Here is a 15,014-nt window from a genome sequence, read left to right as displayed (position 1 = left end):
CAGGTCCGGTCAGGTCTCTTGGTAGGGGATGGTCGCGTCCACGCGGAACCCGCCACCGGGGCGCGGCCCGGCGGACACCACGCCCCCGTACAGGCCGACTCGCTCGCGCATGCCGAGCAGCCCCTGTCCGGCGCCGGTGGTGTCTCCGCGCTGGGCGGCGGCACCCCGCCCGTCGTCGTCGATGCGCAGGTGAATGCCCTGTGCGGTCCAGGTGATCTCCACCTGCACCTGGGTGCGGGGTCCGGCGTGCCGGGCTGCGTTCGTCAGCGCCTCCTGCACCACGCGGTACGCCACCAGCTCGCCACCAGCAGCCAGCGCCCCGCGTGCCTCCCCCTCGGAGGCGACGTCGATGGAGATGCCGGTCAGCCGCACCGTCTCGATGAGCCCGGGCAGGTCCGCCAGCGTGGGCTGGGGCCGGTGCTCGGCCTGCTCCGGGCCGCGCAGCACCCCGAGCAGCCGGCGCATCTCGGCCAGCGCGTCACGCGAGGCGGTGCCGATGGTTTCCAGGGTGTCGACGGCGACCTGCGGGTTGGCGGCACCCGCGTAGCGCCCGCCGTCGGCCTGGGAGATGATCACCTGCAGCGAATGGGCCACGATGTCGTGCATCTCGCGGGCGATGTGGTTGCGCTCGTCGGCGGCGGCGAGCTCGCGCTCCTGGGCCGCCTCGATTTCGAGTTGCCGGGCGCGGTCGGCGGTCTGTTGCAGGGCCAGACGGCGGGTGCGGGCCAGGTCACCGAACGCCCAGGCAGCGGTCACCACCGCCCCGCACAGCAGGGTGACGATGATGAAGGCAAGCAGCCCGCCCGGCGACATTACCGTAGGCACTCCGTCGAAACCGGTGGTGCTGAAGGGTACGTAGCCGAAGCGGAATCCGTAGGCCACCGCGCCGCCCAGCGCGACGATCAGTCCGAGTCGGGAGGCCCAGCGCGGGGCACGCACCGCCAGATTGTGCACGGTCAGGGGCGCGAAGAAGATGGTGCCGATCAGCGGCGGCCCGGTAAATAGCTGGAGCAGGAACGCGCCCACGGTGATCGACGCCGAGGTCACCGGTCGCACGCGACGCACGGCCCAGGGCAACGCTTGAGCCAGCGACAGCACGAGCATCCAAGCTGCATCGAGTGCGGACCCCGCGTAGCCCAGGGTGAAGACGGGGCCCAGAACCAACCAGAGCAGCCCGGCCACACAGCCGTCCACCAGGACAGGGTGGCGGGCCGAGAACTGATCCATGGCGCGCAACGGGTTCACCCCTCCACTCTAAGCGGGACGCGTGCGCGCGGGCGTCCTCCCGCAGGAGGGTTCTGGGGCGATAGGCTCGTCAGTATGAGCGACCAAGCACACCAGACCGCCCCGTCTATCCCGACGCACACCCTCAACGACGGCACCACTCTGCCGGGTATCGGCTTCGGCACCCTCGTTCGCGGTGACAATAAGTCCGAGCGCGGCATCATGGTGCGCTCCCTGCGCAGTGCGATCTCCCGCGGGTACCGCCTGCTGGACACCGCCCTGAGTTACGGCAACGAGGCCGAAGTCGGCCAGGCCGTGCGCGCCTCCGAGGTCGACCGTGAGGACCTGCTGATCACCACCAAGGTCCCGGGCCGGTTTCACGGTTACCGGGGTGCGAAGGAATCGCTGCGGGTCTCCCTCGAGTCCCTCGGATTCGACTACGTCGACCTGGCACTGATCCACTGGCCGCTGCCGCGCCTCGACCTCTACGTCGACACCTGGCGCGCTCTGATCGAGATGCGCGAGGAGGGGCTGATCCGCTCTATCGGCGTCTCCAACTTCACCGCCGAGCACCTGCGCCGCCTGCACGAGGAAACCGGGGTGATGCCCGCGGTCAACCAGATCGAAATGCATCCCTACTTCCCGCAGGCCCAGCTGCGCGCCGTGCACGACCAGCTGGGCATCGTCACCCAGGCCTGGAGCCCGCTCGGCCGCGCCTCCACACTGCGCGAAGAGTCGGTGCTGACCGAGATCGCCGACGCCCACGGCGTCACCCCCGGCCAGGTGGTGCTGCGCTGGCATCTCCAGCACGGGGTGATCCCGCTGCCGGCGTCGTCGAACCCCCAACGTCAGCACGACAATCTCAGCCTGGACTTCGACCTCACCGGCGATGACATGCTGAGGATCGACGCGCTGGAGCAAGGCCGTATTTGGGGCCAAGATCCCGACGTCCACGAGGAGTACTGAGATGAACACCAGCATCACCGACCCTGTGCTTACCGGCCACATGAAGCAAATGCTGGACGCCCAGCTCGCCTTCGTTACCACCGTCACCGACGAGCGGACCCCGCACGTCGCACCCAAGGGGTCCCTGAACGCGTGGAGCGAGACCGAGCTGTGGTTCCACGACACCCAGGCCGGGCAGACACTGGCGAATATTCGCGCCGGGTCCCTCGTCGAGGTGGCCGTGGTGGACCGCGAGCAGCGCAATGGTTACCGGTTCCTCGGTGCGCCTGTGGTGCACGACGACGGCCCGGTGTTCGAGGAGGCCGCGCGCCGTCGGGCGGAACGCGGCAAGAGCGCCCCGGAAGCGGTCGTGGTGGTGCGGCTGCAACACATCGAGTCCTTCCGGCCGCTCACCACCCCCGAAGCCTGATCAAAATACTTATATTCACCCCTATATAAGTGTTATTGTGGTGAGATGAGTTCAGTGTCCACCCCTCCCTACGGATCACCGGTGGTCGGCATCATCGCCGACATCGTCGCCTCCCGCGCGCTCGCCGATAGAGCGTCTGCCCAGCGCGACATCATGGCGGCCTTTGCCCGCGCCGAGGAATCGGTGCCGGTGCTCCGCTCCGCCTGGGCCACGGTGGGGGATGAGTTCCAGGTGATCGTCGCGGACTGGGCCAGCGCCTTGCGGCTGACCCTGCGTGTGCAGTCGCTGCTGCCGGAGACGGTGAGTTTGCGTTTCGGGATCGGCGTCGGCGAGATCAACACCATCAGGCTCGAGATGGACGACGACGAAAGTGCCGACGACGTCGCACCGGGACCACCCATTCAGGATGGCTCCGCCTGGCTGTATGCCCGCGCCGCGCTGGAAGATGCAGAGGCGCGCCAAGACAAGCGCGACGAGGTGCGCACGGGGTTCCGTGCCGACGATGCCCATCTCACCGCGAGCGTGTCCCAGACCCTGGTGCTGCGCGATCACGTGGTGGCCCGGATGAAAGTGCGTGAGCGCCGCCTGCTGGCCGCGATACTGCAGGGCCACACCCAGCTGGAGGCTGCGCGCGCTGAGGGCATCTCCCAGGCAGCGGTCTCGCAGTCGTTGCACCGTTCCGGGGCCATGGCCCTGCTGGACGCCGATCGAGAGGACTTCCCATGCTGAGCGTTGTGACCCTGCTGGCGGTGGCGGTGACCGATCTGCTGCGCCTGGTCGAGCCGCGGTTGCCGCGCCGCCGGGCCGGAGTGTTCCTGCAGGCAGCCTGGTGGCTGATCCTCACGGTGGTGGGGCTGCTCTGGTTCGCCCCCGTGTGGTGGGCCGGACTGGCCGGTGCTGTGGTCGCTGCCGGGTGGTGGGCGTTGGCGGTCCGCATGGAGACCGGCCCTGACGTGGAGTTGCAGTCCTGGTGGGCGGTCGCCCTCATCGCGGTGGTGGCCGGCTGTGCCTGGCTGGACCTCGAGGTGCTGGGCGTTCGGCCGCCGACGGCGCTGTTCTGGCTAGCTGTGGTGCTGTTCCTGACCCAGACCGGCAACCGGATCACCCGGGCCATCCTCGAACTGTCGGGACGCAGCGTGGCCGGACCGGCGGGCGGTTCGGTGCCGGGCAGCACCTTGAAGGGCGGGCGCGTGATCGGCCCCCTGGAGCGGATCTTCATCACCGTGCTGGCGCTGGTGGGCGCCTACCATGTGGTCGCGGCCCTGATGGCGGCCAAAGGGATCGTGCGGTTCCCCGAAATTTCGGCCGAAGCCAAGCGCGCCGAAGAACAGCGCGACCAGCCCGATGCTGGCGGAATCGCATCGGGTGCCAAGGCCGAAGAATTCCTGGTCGGTTCCCTGGCCAGCTGGGGCCTGGCCGGCGGTGCCGCGCTCCTCGCCTGGCTCTTGATGTGATCGGCCATTGGTGCCAACTTGAATAGCGCAGACCTCCCCACTACCCGTGGATCAGGGGGTCTAGCTGTTCAAGCGGAGGCGGCGCGCCATTCCCGGCAATAACCCTTATTTATTCCCAAATATAAGTGTTTCCGTCAGGTCACGCAGGACCTCTGCGGCGGGCTTCGCTTCGGCCTTCGCCACCCCAACTCCGGCCCAGAGGCTGGTGGACTCGACGTCGTCGCGGCGTTGGGCGGCAGCGCGCAGGGGAGCGGTGAGCTGGTTGATCTCCGGGTAGGCGGCGGGCGCATCCTTATGGTCGCGCTGGAACCGGTTCTCGATGCCGCGGGCCCAGCGCCCGGAGTACGCCCGGGTCAGGGAGGTGCGGGTGAGATTCATCCGGGCTGCGGCCTGCTCCAGCGCCAGTCGATGCGTGGGCGTTGTGCCGGCCTCTGGGGTGCGCAGGAATGCGGTGCCGCACTGCACGGCCGCTGCGCCCAGCTTGAGCGCCTCGGCCACCTGGCCGCTGTTCATGATGCCCCCGGCGGCGATGAGCGGAATATCCGGCCCGACGACGAAGCGGATCTCGGCGAGCAGGTCCAGCAGCGGGGTCTGCCCCGGGTCAGCCTGGGGGTCGTGCAGGGAGCGGTGCCCGCCGGCGTTGGGGCCCTGCACCGTGAGCAGGTCGGCGCCGTGGCGCACCGCGGCCTGAGCTTCCGCGGGGGTGGTGACGGTGACGCCGGTCAGCGTCCCGGCCGCGCGGAGCCGGTCGAACACCTGGGGTGCGGGCAGGCCGAAAGTGAAGGTGATCAGCGGCCAGCTCTCCGCCACGGCAGCGTCGAGCTTCTCGTCCCAGTCGTCGGTGTCGTCCGGGTTCAGGTCGGAGACCTCGGGCAGCTCGACCTCGGCCGCGTGCGCTTCCTCAAGCAGGGTCTCGCGGTAGGCGGACAGCGCTTCGGCGCGGGCGCGGCGCGCTTCAGAATCCGGTGCCTTCCGCTCGGTCGGGATGGCGGTGTTGGCAGGCTCAGGGACGAACAGGTTCACTCCGATGACGCCCGGCTCCTGGGTGCTGCCGGCCGCGGCGAGCGCGGAGCCGGCACCGGCGCTGGCGGCACGGTAGTCCTCAATGAGCTGGCCCACCGGGCGCATCCCGCCGGCCAGGAACGCGGTGGCGCCCTCGGCGGTGATGGTGGCGGCCAGCTCCACGGAGGAGGGTCCGCCCGCCATGGGTGCGGCCCACACCGGTGAGGAGAGCAGCCGGGTCATCATGGTGTTACCTCGCCGGCGGTGATGGAATTGCCGGTCTTGCGCTTCTTCTGGTTGGCCGCGTGCAGCAGCGGCACCGTCCAGTCCTCGCCCGGACTCATCAGTTTCTCCCGACCTTCCACCATCAGCTTGATCGGTGCCGAGGAGCCTTCGCGCAGGTGCACACGCACCTCGTCGTGGGTGATGTGCACTTCCACGGGTTGACGGTGGAAACGCAGAGCGAAGCTCACTCCGGGAAGCGCCTCCGGCAGCACCGGGTTGATGCGCAGCACCTCGTCGCGGGTTTCAACCCCGGCGTAGCAGCGGATCACCATATCCACGGTGCCTGCCATCAGGCCGAGGTGAATGCCCTCACGGGTGGTGCCGCCCTGAATGTCGGAGAGGTCCGATTCCAACGCTTCAGTGAACAGCTCCCAGGACTTCTCCGGGTCGCCCCAGGAGGACACCCAGCCATGCACCAGCCGGGAGAGGGTGGAGCCGTGAGAGGTGCGCGCCAGGTAGTACTCGACGGTGGCGTTGAAGTCCTCGGCGTCGAAGGAGTATCCCATGTTCTCGAGAATCTCCGTGAGCTCCTGCGCGGAGAACAGGTAGGTGAGCATCAGGGTGTCTGCCTGCTTCGACAGCTTGTACCGGTTGGTCGCATCGCCCTCGGCCTGCAGGATCAGGTCCAGCCGTCCGATGTTGCCGTAGCGTTCCCGGTAGGCGTCCCAATCGAACTCGAGGAGGTCTTCGTATCCCTCGAACTGGCTCATAATATGATCGACGCCGTGATCCGTGGGGTGGTCGATGAAGGCGATCTTCAGCCCGGAGGCAATGCGATCCCACTGGTCGAGCTCATCGGAGAAGACGTCGAGCCATTCGGAGAGCGGGTCGCCACGGCCGTCCATCCAGCGCAGTAGCTCAGCTGTCTGGGTGAGCATCCAGGACGTCAGCACGTTGGTGTAGGCATTATTGCGCAGTCCGGAGCCGGGGGTCTCCGGGTAGCCGTCGTGGTACTCGTCCGGACCCATCACCCCGTGGATCTCCCAGCGCCCGGATTCTTCGTTGAAGAACGCCATCGAGGCGAAGAACCGGCAGATTTCCACCAGCATTTCGGCGCCGTAGTCCGACATGAACGCCTCATCGTGCGAGGCCTCGAAGTAGCGCAGCACCGAGTAGGCCACCGCCAGGGAGACGTGGCGCTGGTTGTGCGAGTTGTCGGGCATCCACATCTGGGAGCGCGGATTCCACAGCTCGGTGGGGGTTTCCTCGCGTCCATCGGACCCGGACTGCCACGGGAACATGGCCCCGGCATAACCCTCCTGGCGCGCCATTTCGCGGGCTTCGCCGAGGCGGCGGAACCGGTACATCAGCAAGCCGCGGGTGAGCGAGGGCCGACGCAGGGTGAGCATCGGGTACATGTACATTTCGTCCCAGAAGATGTGCCCGCGGTAGCCCTCCCCGTGCAGGCCGCGGGCGCCGAGCCCAGCGTCGAGCTCACGGCGGGAGCCGAACGAGGTCTGCAGCACGTGGAAGGTGTGCAGGTTCAGGGCCAGCTGCGCCCGGGAGAGCTGCGGGTTCGGCGTGCCGTCGGCGGGCTGGTCGAGCTCGACGGCGAAGCGCTGCCAGTTGATGCCCCAGGCCTCATCGTGGAAGGTCAACAGGGTGCGGAACGAACCGGCTCGGGCGACCCGCTTGGCGGCGTTGTGCCACACCGTGGAGGCGGCGTGATCGCGCGAGGTGGCGACGGCGACGACCTTTTCGATGCGCACCGGACTGCCCTGCTCCAGGTGCACGGAGATGTCGTGACCAACCACCGAATCGGAGTCCTCCACGGGCCGGCGGATCGGCTCTGGCTGGCCGGGTTCAGGCGAGAATACCCGGGTGCGGGTGGCGGTGGCGATGCGCACCTCGGACTGGTTGGTCTCGGTCTCCAGCAGCACGGTGTGTCCGTCGAGTTCGCGGGAGCCCACCGTGGCCAGGTGCACGGCGGCCAGCTGCCGATCGTCAGCAACGTTCTGGTTGGCCACCCGCCCGTCGATCACCGACCGCACCGTGACATCTCCCGACCAGTTCTCGGCCTCCACCGTCAGCTCCAGGGCGGCCAGGTGGTGCCCTGCCATCGACTGGAACTGCCGGGTGGTCACCCGGGTAACGCGGTCATGCAGGTCACGGTACCGGGCCGTGCGCGTCAGCAGCCCGCGTCGCAGGTCCAGGTCCTGGCGGTACTCCAGCAGCTCGGCCGAGGTCGGCAGCAGCGGGGCGCCGTCGGTGGGCGTCACGGTCATCACGGTCCAGTCGGCGGTGTTGACCATGTGCTCGGTCTCCACCTCGCGGCCCTGCACCGAGGAAGTGAGTCGGTTGAACACCCCGGCCAGATACGTGCCCGGGTAGTGCACGTCGCCCGCCACGGTGCCCGGAATCGAACCGCGAGTGCCCCAGTAGCCGTTGGCCAGCGTGCACAGCGCCTCGCGTGTGCCCTCCTGGGTGGGGTCGAAGTCGTCGTAGCGCAACACCCAGTTCGCATCGAACGGCTTCGTCACCCGCCGGTGCAGGTGCAGTACCGAGATATCGGCGACGACGACGTCAGCCCCGGCGTCGAGAAGTCGTTGCCGGTCGTTCGCCCGATCCACGCCCACGACCAAACCGAAGTCACCCGCATGCGAGGCCTGCACCCCGGACACGGCGTCCTCCAGCACGATGGCGTCCTGGGGCTCCACCTCCAGCTGCGCGGCGGCGGTGAGGAACATCTGCGGGGCCGGCTTACCCGGGATCCCGTGCTCGAGGGCGGTGTTGCCGTCCACGATGACGTCGAAGTAGTCCTGCACCCCGCCCGCGGTGAGCACTGCGGACGAGTTGCGGGAGGAGGTGACCAGCGCGGTGGGGATCTCCTGGGCGCGCAGCTCGTCGAGCAGGGCGAGTGTCTCCGGGAACACTGCGACGCCGTCGCGCTCCAGCACGGTCTCGAAAAAGGCTTGTTTGCGCTCGGCGAGGGCGTCCACGGTGAGCTGGGGGTCTGCGCCCGATGCCTCCGCCTCGTCCGCTTCCGGGACCTCGAGCCCACGGGAGGCGAAGAAGGAGCGCACCCCGTCTTCTCGGGGCTTGCCGTCTACGTAGTGCAGGTAGTCCAGCTCCAGGTCGAACTGGCGGAGCCGGTCCGGGTTCGCCGTCGTCGCCTCCACGTTCGCGGGCAGGGCACCGACTTTCGGCAGGGCGTCGTCGAACAGCTCCTTCCACGCTAGCGCGTGGATCTGGGCCGTGTCGGTGACGACCCCGTCCATGTCGAAGATGACGGCACGGTAGCTGCGCACGTAGTGACGGCGCGTGTCGGTGTCCTGCAGGGCGGGGCGATTCAACGCATGCATGGTGCCATCGTATGCGTTGAATCGCCCCGCGCTGAAGCGCGCCCACCGTATCTGGCGTTAATTCCCGATGAATCTGTTGATGCGCCGCCGTTCTCAGGTTCAGACGCCGAAGGCCTCCGGGTACCGGATCTCGCCACGCGGCGTGGGCTGCGTTGGGTGCATGGCCAGCGCCATGAACGCCTCATCGGGAACCTCGAACGGGGCGGTCACACCCAAGCGTGATGCCCGGGTGAAATCGAAGCGCGGGTAGTAGTCGGGGTGACCGAGCACCACCACCAGGTTCTCGCCCCGGTCGCGGGCAGCGTCTAAGACTGCGCGGATCGCCGCGGCCCCGGCGCCCTGTCGCTGGTATGCAGGGTCGACGGCGCAGGGCGCCAAGGCGAGGGCAGGCTGCCCGCCGACCATGCATCGGGTGAGCAGGGCATGGCCGACGGGCGTGCCGTCATCCACGAGGCTTAGCATCGATAGGCCCTCGATCCACGTGCCCGGATCGGTACGCAGCGCATCCACCAACTCCGCTTCAGTCGAGGTCGGGAAGGCAGCAACGTTGATGGCGCGCACCGCTTCCTGGTCCTGCACAGTGCCCGGGCGCTCGGCTCGGGTGCTCCATCGTGGCATGGGGTTCCTCGTTTCGGTGGGGTATCCGGATCGCGATTCAGCAGCGGCTGAGCAGCATCAGCACCTCGTAGTGGTCGGTTTGCGGGAACATGTCCAGCAGCCGGGCGTGCACAGGCGCGAAATCTGGAAGCTGTTCCAGGTCGGCCGCCAAGGTCTTCGCGTTGCACGAGGAGTACAGCACATGGCGGATCTCCTCGGTACTGTTCAGCCAGCGCGCTAAGTCTGCCCCGATGCCGCGCCGCGGCGGATTCACCACCACGAGATCCGGCACATCGTCGGGATGATCCTGCGCCAGCGCGGTCGCATCCCCGGCCACGAAGCGCACCGTGTCCGCGCAGTCGAGATCGGCTGATGTCCGCTGGGCGGCTCGGATCGCCTCGGTCGACACCTCCACGCCCCACACACGACGCCGCTGACCCTTCGCGGGCCCGCTCTGTGCCTGGGCGAGGGAGAAGCCGAATCCACCCACCCCGCAATACAGATCCCACACCGAGCGTGGCTGGTCCTGCGGCGGCAGCGCATCCACCCAGGCGGTGGCCTGGGCGTAGAGCTCCGCGGCAATCACCGTGTTGGTCTGGAAGAACCCCTGCGGGCGCAGGTTCAGCGGCACCCCATTGAGCAGCATCCGCAGCGTCTCGTCCCCGGCCAGGGGGATCTCCTCTTCGCCCTCCAGCAGCGCCTGGTGCACGGGCAACAGGTTGGCGGTGACGACGGCGGCGGGGGTCTGTAGCTGAGCCAACCGGTCCCGCAGGGCCGGCACCACCGTGCGCAGGGCAGGGAGCTGGTCGGTGGAGCGCAGCACGAACCGGATCATCAGCTGTTGCTGGGGCGAGATCGTCACGATCACGTGCTTGAGCTCCCCGGTGCGCTTCCCCACGTTGTACGGAACCAGTCCAGCCTCGGAGATGGCCTCCGCGATAGGACCAAACGCCGCTTCCAACCCGGGTTCGTAGAGCGGGCAGTCGGTGAGGTCGACGCCGGAGCCATCATGGTGCTTGGGGTGCTGGTGCTGATCCAGAATGCCCAGCTTCGGCTGCTCCGCGGTGCCGGTGACCACCATTTTCGCCTTGTTTCGGAACCGTGCCTCGGGGGAGAGCGCCGGATCCGCCCACAATTGATCGGGGTCGACGTCGACGGCGCGGATGCGCGGGTCCAGCAGCTCGCGCACCGCATGCTGTTTGGCCGCCACCTGGTGCCGGTAGCCCACGCCGATGTGCGGGCAGGATCGACACGCACCCGAGGCGAAATGGTGGCAGCGCATGTCTTCATTCTAGGTCCGCGCCGCACCCCGGATCGGCCCACGGCGAACACAACGGACGCGGGGGTTCGCAGACGGTGCGGGTGCGGAGTACTGTCATTTCTGGACCAGCACCACCGTGTTGCCACTCGCGCAACGACGTCGACCCGACCGCTTCGGAGGCACCTCTCATGACGACCATCCCCACCGTTCCCACCGTCGAACTCAACGACGGCCACTCCATCCCGCAGCTCGGTTTCGGCGTCTTCCAGGTGCCGCCGGCAGAAACGCAGAAAGCGGTCGAGCAGGCGCTGGAGGCCGGCTACCGCCACCTCGACACCGCCGCCGCCTATCGCAATGAAGAAGGCGTCGGCCGCGCCATTGCCGCCTCCGGCATCGCTCGCGACGAGCTGTACATCACCACCAAGCTGCGCAACGGCGAGCAGAATATCGCCCGCGAGGCCTTCGAGAATTCGCTGCAGGCCCTCGGTTTGGACCACGTCGACCTGTACCTCATCCACTGGCCAGCCCCGGCGCAGGATCTGTATCTGCAGGCCTGGGAGCAGCTCGTCACCGCACGCCAAGACGGCCTGGCGACCTCCATCGGCGTCTCGAACTTCCTGCCGGAGCACCTGGAGCGCCTGCTAGGCGCCTCCGATGTGGTGCCGGCGGTGAACCAAATCGAGGTGCACCCCACCTTCCAGCAGACCTCAACCCAGGCAGCCACCCGCGCCGCGGGCATCGCCGTGGAGGCCTACTCGCCGATCGGTCAGGGCAAGGATCTGACGAACGACGTCGTCACCAATATCGCCGCCGCGCACGACGCCACCCCGGCGCAGGTCGTGTTGGCCTGGCATCTGGCGCAGGGCACCATCGTGATCCCGAAGTCCACGCACCGTGAGCGCATGGAGGAAAACCTCAACGCCGTGAACGTGACGCTGAGCGATGACGAGATCGCCCAGATTTCCGGGCTGGACACCGACGAACGGGTTGGCGCCGACCCGGCCACCGCCAACTTCACCATGCTCTGAGTCTCGTCCTCGTCTGGACTTGGACGCAGAGAAATAAGCACTTATGGGCGGGTATAGGAAAACTCCTATGCTCGCCCATATTGCGTCAGTATGGATCTACGACGACGTTATTCACTGCAACTTCATCGGGAGCGTGCGCGGCATAGTAAACATTGGCGGCCAGGGAAAAACTACTGAGCAGCTCATCGATCTCTGCGTAGTCGAATGCTGCAGACGAGTGCATCCAGTACTTTTTGCGCGCCTGTTCTTGTTTTTCGATCTCTCAGAGCGGTCCACCACATGTAGAGCACGTGATCTGGTTTGCTGAAGTCAGGTTTGTTTAAAGCTTTTGCGTACGGAGACTGATGAGGGTCCGCAGCCACGAAGGCGGGAAAATCTGCTGAGCGCTGTCCCCCATGATTGTGAATGGTATTTGCTGTCAATGGTGCAATGGGTGCGATTCCTGCGAGGACGTCACGCACCTCCAATGGTGGACGGGTCATTCGCTCCGATTCGCGCGTAATGGCAGACTCCACGTCGCGTGGCTCCTCTGACCAGAGTTGGAGCAGAGAATGATCGGGGTGCTGGATTGGAACGTCACCTACTTGATCGGCAACTGTAGGGAAGTCGCGGAGGTTGAACGTCACCAGTATTTTCGCGCGGGCACACTGCGCCGCCGCATAAACATGCTGGTCCTTGATGTCACACCGAGGGTCGCCTTGGCGCTCTCATGTCCAGTAACCGTCGCTCGCGGGAAAGCATGTTGCATGGCTGCAAGCCGCCGTGAGGCTCTCGCTGGTTCAACACTAAGCTTATTGACTAGGGTGCGTTCGACTTCGTTCAGAATCTGTTCGGACCAGCGGGGTTGAAAAAGGCCGTTCTCCGCCAGTGTGAGCAGTAAACTGCTCAATCGCTGGGGCACCAATACGTGGGCGTCCAACAGTGCGATTCGTGAGCTCAACGGGTGGAAACTATCTGGTCGGGCACATTCGGATCGAAGGTATCGGCGAGATCTCTCAGTGCTTCCTTTCTCGCATCAACTTCCTTGGCCAGGTATTCCTCAAGCGCGCTTTGAGGGATGCGTCGATGTGTGCCTGGCCGCTCGAAACGAATAAGTCCGTCGTCGAGCATTTTGACCAGTGTCGGCCGACTGATCTGCAGGATCTCTGCAGCCTGTTGAGTACTCAAATACTCTCTTCGAGCAACGACTTCTACTTCGTCACCGGCGGCGATATGCCGCAACAGTTCCCGTAGCCCATGGCGGAGTTCGTCACTGAGTTGAATGTCGTGCCCGTCGATCACCAGGGAATGTGCGGACTTGACTAGATCCGCTGCCTGGCGGGCATTGTCACGGGGCGAAACTGTTGGTGCTGCCATGGCTCCATGTAAGCAAACGCAAGGAACGAAAAACAGGCAGGGGCGCAAAGATCCCTGGTTAAAAATGTGACGCACGTTACACTGTGGTCAGTGGAATGCGACACTCACATTTTTGCGCCACGGAACTCAACGACGAGATGAAGAGGACACCATGAGCTCACTCATCATGGCTGTGGTCGGGGTCGTCATGATCGTGACCGGCTACCTGCTGTACTCCCGGTTCCTGGCCAAGAAGATCTATCGGCTCGATCCGGATTTCGAAACACCCTCGCACCGCTACAACGACGGTGTTGACTACGTTCCCACCAACAAACTGGTGCTGTGGGGTCACCACTTCACCTCGGTGGCCGGTGCTGCACCGATCGTGGGCCCTGCGGTCGCGGTGATCTGGGGCTGGCTTCCCGCCTTCCTCTGGGTGACCCTCGGCACCATCTTCTTTGCTGGCATGCATGATCTTGGAGCGCTCTGGGCTTCGGCGCGCAACAAGGGCCAGTCCATTGGCACCCTGTCCGGTCGCTACATCGGCAAGCACGGTCGGAACCTGTTCCTGGTGGTCATCTTCCTGTTGCTGTTGATGGTGAATGCCGCGTTCGCCGTCGTGATCTCGAATCTGCTCGTCTCCACGCCCACCGCGGTGATACCCACCTGGGGTGCGATCGTGGTGGCGCTACTGGTTGGTCAGGCGATCTACCGGTTCAAGTGGAACTTGGCCTGGGTGTCCATCGTCGGTGTGGTGGCACTCTACGCGCTGATCTTGCTCGGCGACCGGTATCCGATCGAGCTGCCGGAGACGATTCTGGGGCTCAGCGCCAACGCCTTCTGGATCGTGGTGCTGTTCATCTACGCGGGCATCGCCTCGACGCTGCCGGTGTGGATGCTGCTGCAGCCGCGCGACTACATCAACGGCCTGCAGCTCTTCATCGGCCTGGGCATCCTCTACCTCTCTATCCTGATTTCACAGCCGACCGTGGTGGCTCCGGCGTTGAATGAGAACGTGCCTGACGGCACGCCGGGGATCTTCCCGTTGTTGTTCGTCACGATCGCCTGTGGCGCGATATCCGGGTTCCACGGGATTGTCTCTTCCGGTACCAGTTCCAAACAGCTCGACAAGGAGACCGACGCGCGATTCGTCGGCTACTTCGGCGCGGTGGGTGAGGGGCTGCTTGCCCTCGGCACCATCATCGCCGTCACCGCCGGTTACCAGACGTTGGCCGCCTGGGAAGAGGTGTACTCCGCATTCAATGAGGGCGGCGTGGTTGCCTTCGTTCAGGGTGGCGGCACCATCATGAACGCCGGACTCGGCATCCCGCCGTCACTGTCGGCCACGATCCTGGCCACCATGGCGGTGCTGTTCGCGGCCACCACCATGGACACCGGCGTACGTCTGCAACGCTTCGTGGTTGGCGAGATCGGCGAAATGATCGGGGTGAAGCTGAAGCCGTGGCTGGCCACGATCATCGCCCTGGTGGTCACCATGGGCCTCGCTTTCGGCGCCGGTGCGGACGGTTCGGGCGGCATGGTGATCTGGCCGCTGTTCGGCACCACGAACCAGCTGCTGGCCGCGCTCACGCTGTCGATCTTGACGGTGATTCTGCTGCAGCTACGCCGTCCGATCTGGCCGGTGTTCATCCCGCTGCTGTTCGTGCTGGTGGTCAGCGTCTACGCCTTGATCGTCCAGCTGGGAACCTTCTACCAGCAGGGCAACTGGCTGCTGCTGGTGATGGACATCGTCATCCTCATCTGCGCCCTGTGGGTGATCATCGAGGCGTTCCGGGCCATGGTCCGGGCGCGCCAGGAGCCCCCGGTGGCGGAGTTCCTGCCCGAGGACGACGAGCTGGAACCGGCCGAGAAGTAAGGGATCTTGATCCGGCGATGACGCGATTCGGTGAGCTGCTGCGGCAGTATTACGCGGGCCCGTACCGCCGCACCTTCGCCCGGGCACGCCGAGACGAGGAGGACCTGTTCATGATGATGGTGTTCTCCGAGGCGCTCGGCGTGCCCAACCCGGCCACCTATTACACCGCCGAGCTGATGCCGGCCATGTGGGAGCAGTTCCACGACTGGCACCGGCGTATGGGCATGGAACGCTCGCCGCTGGATTCGGTGTCGTGCTGCTGAGCCTGCTGCTGG

General features: G+C 66.1%; 13 protein-coding genes. 7 read left to right on the top strand and 6 right to left on the bottom strand.

The features are described 5' to 3' along the window. Positions 1-9: 9 nt before the first annotated feature. On the bottom strand, positions 10-1,245 hold the full coding sequence (locus P8192_RS13755; protein ID WP_278157564.1) for a sensor histidine kinase: 1,236 nt from the start codon (positions 1,243-1,245) through the stop codon (positions 10-12). A 75-nt stretch (positions 1,246-1,320) separates the two neighbouring features. Between P8192_RS13755 and P8192_RS13750 the strand changes: the two genes are divergently transcribed. Genes P8192_RS13750 through P8192_RS13735 form a run of 4 tightly spaced genes read left to right on the top strand, consistent with a single transcriptional unit; the run spans position 1,321 to position 4,053 of the window. Continuing rightward, complete coding sequence (locus P8192_RS13750) at positions 1,321-2,190, top strand: aldo/keto reductase (RefSeq protein ID WP_278157563.1); 870 nt, start codon at positions 1,321-1,323, stop codon at positions 2,188-2,190. Between the two features lies 1 nt (position 2,191). Continuing rightward, a complete protein-coding gene (locus P8192_RS13745) occupies positions 2,192-2,599 on the top strand; it encodes a pyridoxamine 5'-phosphate oxidase family protein (RefSeq protein ID WP_278157562.1) in 408 nt (135 codons plus the stop codon). A 45-nt stretch (positions 2,600-2,644) separates the two neighbouring features. Beyond that, positions 2,645-3,328: a SatD family protein gene (locus tag P8192_RS13740; RefSeq protein WP_278157561.1), complete on the top strand. Its 684-nt coding sequence runs from the start codon at positions 2,645-2,647 to the stop codon at positions 3,326-3,328. Further along, positions 3,322-4,053, top strand: coding sequence for a hypothetical protein (locus tag P8192_RS13735; RefSeq protein ID WP_278157560.1), 732 nt, complete (start codon positions 3,322-3,324; stop codon positions 4,051-4,053). Before P8192_RS13740 ends, P8192_RS13735 begins: the two co-directional genes overlap by 7 nt. Positions 4,054-4,158: 105 nt before the next feature. On the opposite strand, the gene P8192_RS13730 is transcribed toward P8192_RS13735, so the two are convergent. The 4 genes from P8192_RS13730 to P8192_RS13715 all read right to left on the bottom strand — a co-directional run bounded on the left by P8192_RS13730 (position 4,159) and on the right by P8192_RS13715 (position 10,521). Next, positions 4,159-5,301, bottom strand: coding sequence for a nitronate monooxygenase (locus P8192_RS13730; RefSeq protein ID WP_278157559.1), 1,143 nt, complete (start codon positions 5,299-5,301; stop codon positions 4,159-4,161). After that, positions 5,298-8,642, bottom strand: coding sequence for a beta-phosphoglucomutase family hydrolase (locus tag P8192_RS13725; RefSeq protein WP_278157558.1), 3,345 nt, complete (start codon positions 8,640-8,642; stop codon positions 5,298-5,300). Before P8192_RS13725 ends, P8192_RS13730 begins: the two co-directional genes overlap by 4 nt. 99 nt (positions 8,643-8,741) lie before the next feature. Continuing rightward, the gene (locus P8192_RS13720; RefSeq protein ID WP_278157557.1) at positions 8,742-9,260 is read right to left on the bottom strand and encodes a GNAT family N-acetyltransferase; all 519 of its coding nucleotides are present in this window, start codon (positions 9,258-9,260) and stop codon (positions 8,742-8,744) included. A 37-nt stretch (positions 9,261-9,297) separates the two neighbouring features. Next, positions 9,298-10,521 carry a methyltransferase domain-containing protein gene (locus P8192_RS13715; RefSeq protein WP_278157556.1) on the bottom strand — a complete coding sequence of 408 codons (1,224 nt, stop codon included), beginning with the start codon at positions 10,519-10,521 and terminating at the stop codon, positions 9,298-9,300. Positions 10,522-10,688: 167 nt separating this feature from the next. Between P8192_RS13715 and P8192_RS13710 the strand changes: the two genes are divergently transcribed. Further along, complete coding sequence (locus P8192_RS13710) at positions 10,689-11,528, top strand: aldo/keto reductase (protein WP_278157555.1); 840 nt, start codon at positions 10,689-10,691, stop codon at positions 11,526-11,528. Positions 11,529-12,464: 936 nt separating this feature from the next. On the opposite strand, the gene P8192_RS13705 is transcribed toward P8192_RS13710, so the two are convergent. Then, complete coding sequence (locus P8192_RS13705; protein WP_278157554.1) at positions 12,465-12,884, bottom strand: helix-turn-helix domain-containing protein; 420 nt, start codon at positions 12,882-12,884, stop codon at positions 12,465-12,467. Between the two features lie 151 nt (positions 12,885-13,035). Between P8192_RS13705 and P8192_RS13700 the strand changes: the two genes are divergently transcribed. Then, positions 13,036-14,739: a carbon starvation CstA family protein gene (locus tag P8192_RS13700; protein WP_278157553.1), complete on the top strand. Its 1,704-nt coding sequence runs from the start codon at positions 13,036-13,038 to the stop codon at positions 14,737-14,739. Between the two features lie 17 nt (positions 14,740-14,756). Next, entirely contained in the window at positions 14,757-15,002 is a 246-nt protein-coding gene (locus tag P8192_RS13695; RefSeq protein WP_270106973.1) for a cory-CC-star protein, read from the top strand. Positions 15,003-15,014 lie beyond the last annotated feature (12 nt).

The sequence above is a fragment of the Citricoccus muralis genome (genome assembly GCF_029637705.1).
Classification (GTDB): domain Bacteria; phylum Actinomycetota; class Actinomycetes; order Actinomycetales; family Micrococcaceae; genus CmP2.
The sequence above is the reverse complement of the archived record's forward strand: the minus strand, read 5'-3'. Positions and strand labels throughout refer to the sequence as shown.

Bases quoted from the DNA above. Each gene is read 5' to 3' on its own strand.
- P8192_RS13750 (WP_278157563.1), top strand. From the start codon at position 1,321: ATGAGCGACCAAGCACACCAGACCGCCCCGTCTATCCCGACGCACACC.
- P8192_RS13745 (WP_278157562.1), top strand. From the start codon at position 2,192: ATGAACACCAGCATCACCGACCCTGTGCTTACCGGCCACATGAAGCAA.
- P8192_RS13740 (WP_278157561.1), top strand. From the start codon at position 2,645: ATGAGTTCAGTGTCCACCCCTCCCTACGGATCACCGGTGGTCGGCATC.
- P8192_RS13735 (WP_278157560.1), top strand. From the start codon at position 3,322: ATGCTGAGCGTTGTGACCCTGCTGGCGGTGGCGGTGACCGATCTGCTG.
- P8192_RS13730 (WP_278157559.1), bottom strand. From the start codon at position 5,301: ATGATGACCCGGCTGCTCTCCTCACCGGTGTGGGCCGCACCCATGGCG.
- P8192_RS13725 (WP_278157558.1), bottom strand. From the start codon at position 8,642: ATGCATGCGTTGAATCGCCCCGCCCTGCAGGACACCGACACGCGCCGT.
- P8192_RS13720 (WP_278157557.1), bottom strand. From the start codon at position 9,260: ATGCCACGATGGAGCACCCGAGCCGAGCGCCCGGGCACTGTGCAGGAC.
- P8192_RS13715 (WP_278157556.1), bottom strand. From the start codon at position 10,521: ATGCGCTGCCACCATTTCGCCTCGGGTGCGTGTCGATCCTGCCCGCAC.
- P8192_RS13710 (WP_278157555.1), top strand. From the start codon at position 10,689: ATGACGACCATCCCCACCGTTCCCACCGTCGAACTCAACGACGGCCAC.
- P8192_RS13705 (WP_278157554.1), bottom strand. From the start codon at position 12,884: ATGGCAGCACCAACAGTTTCGCCCCGTGACAATGCCCGCCAGGCAGCG.
- P8192_RS13700 (WP_278157553.1), top strand. From the start codon at position 13,036: ATGAGCTCACTCATCATGGCTGTGGTCGGGGTCGTCATGATCGTGACC.
- P8192_RS13695 (WP_270106973.1), top strand. From the start codon at position 14,757: ATGACGCGATTCGGTGAGCTGCTGCGGCAGTATTACGCGGGCCCGTAC.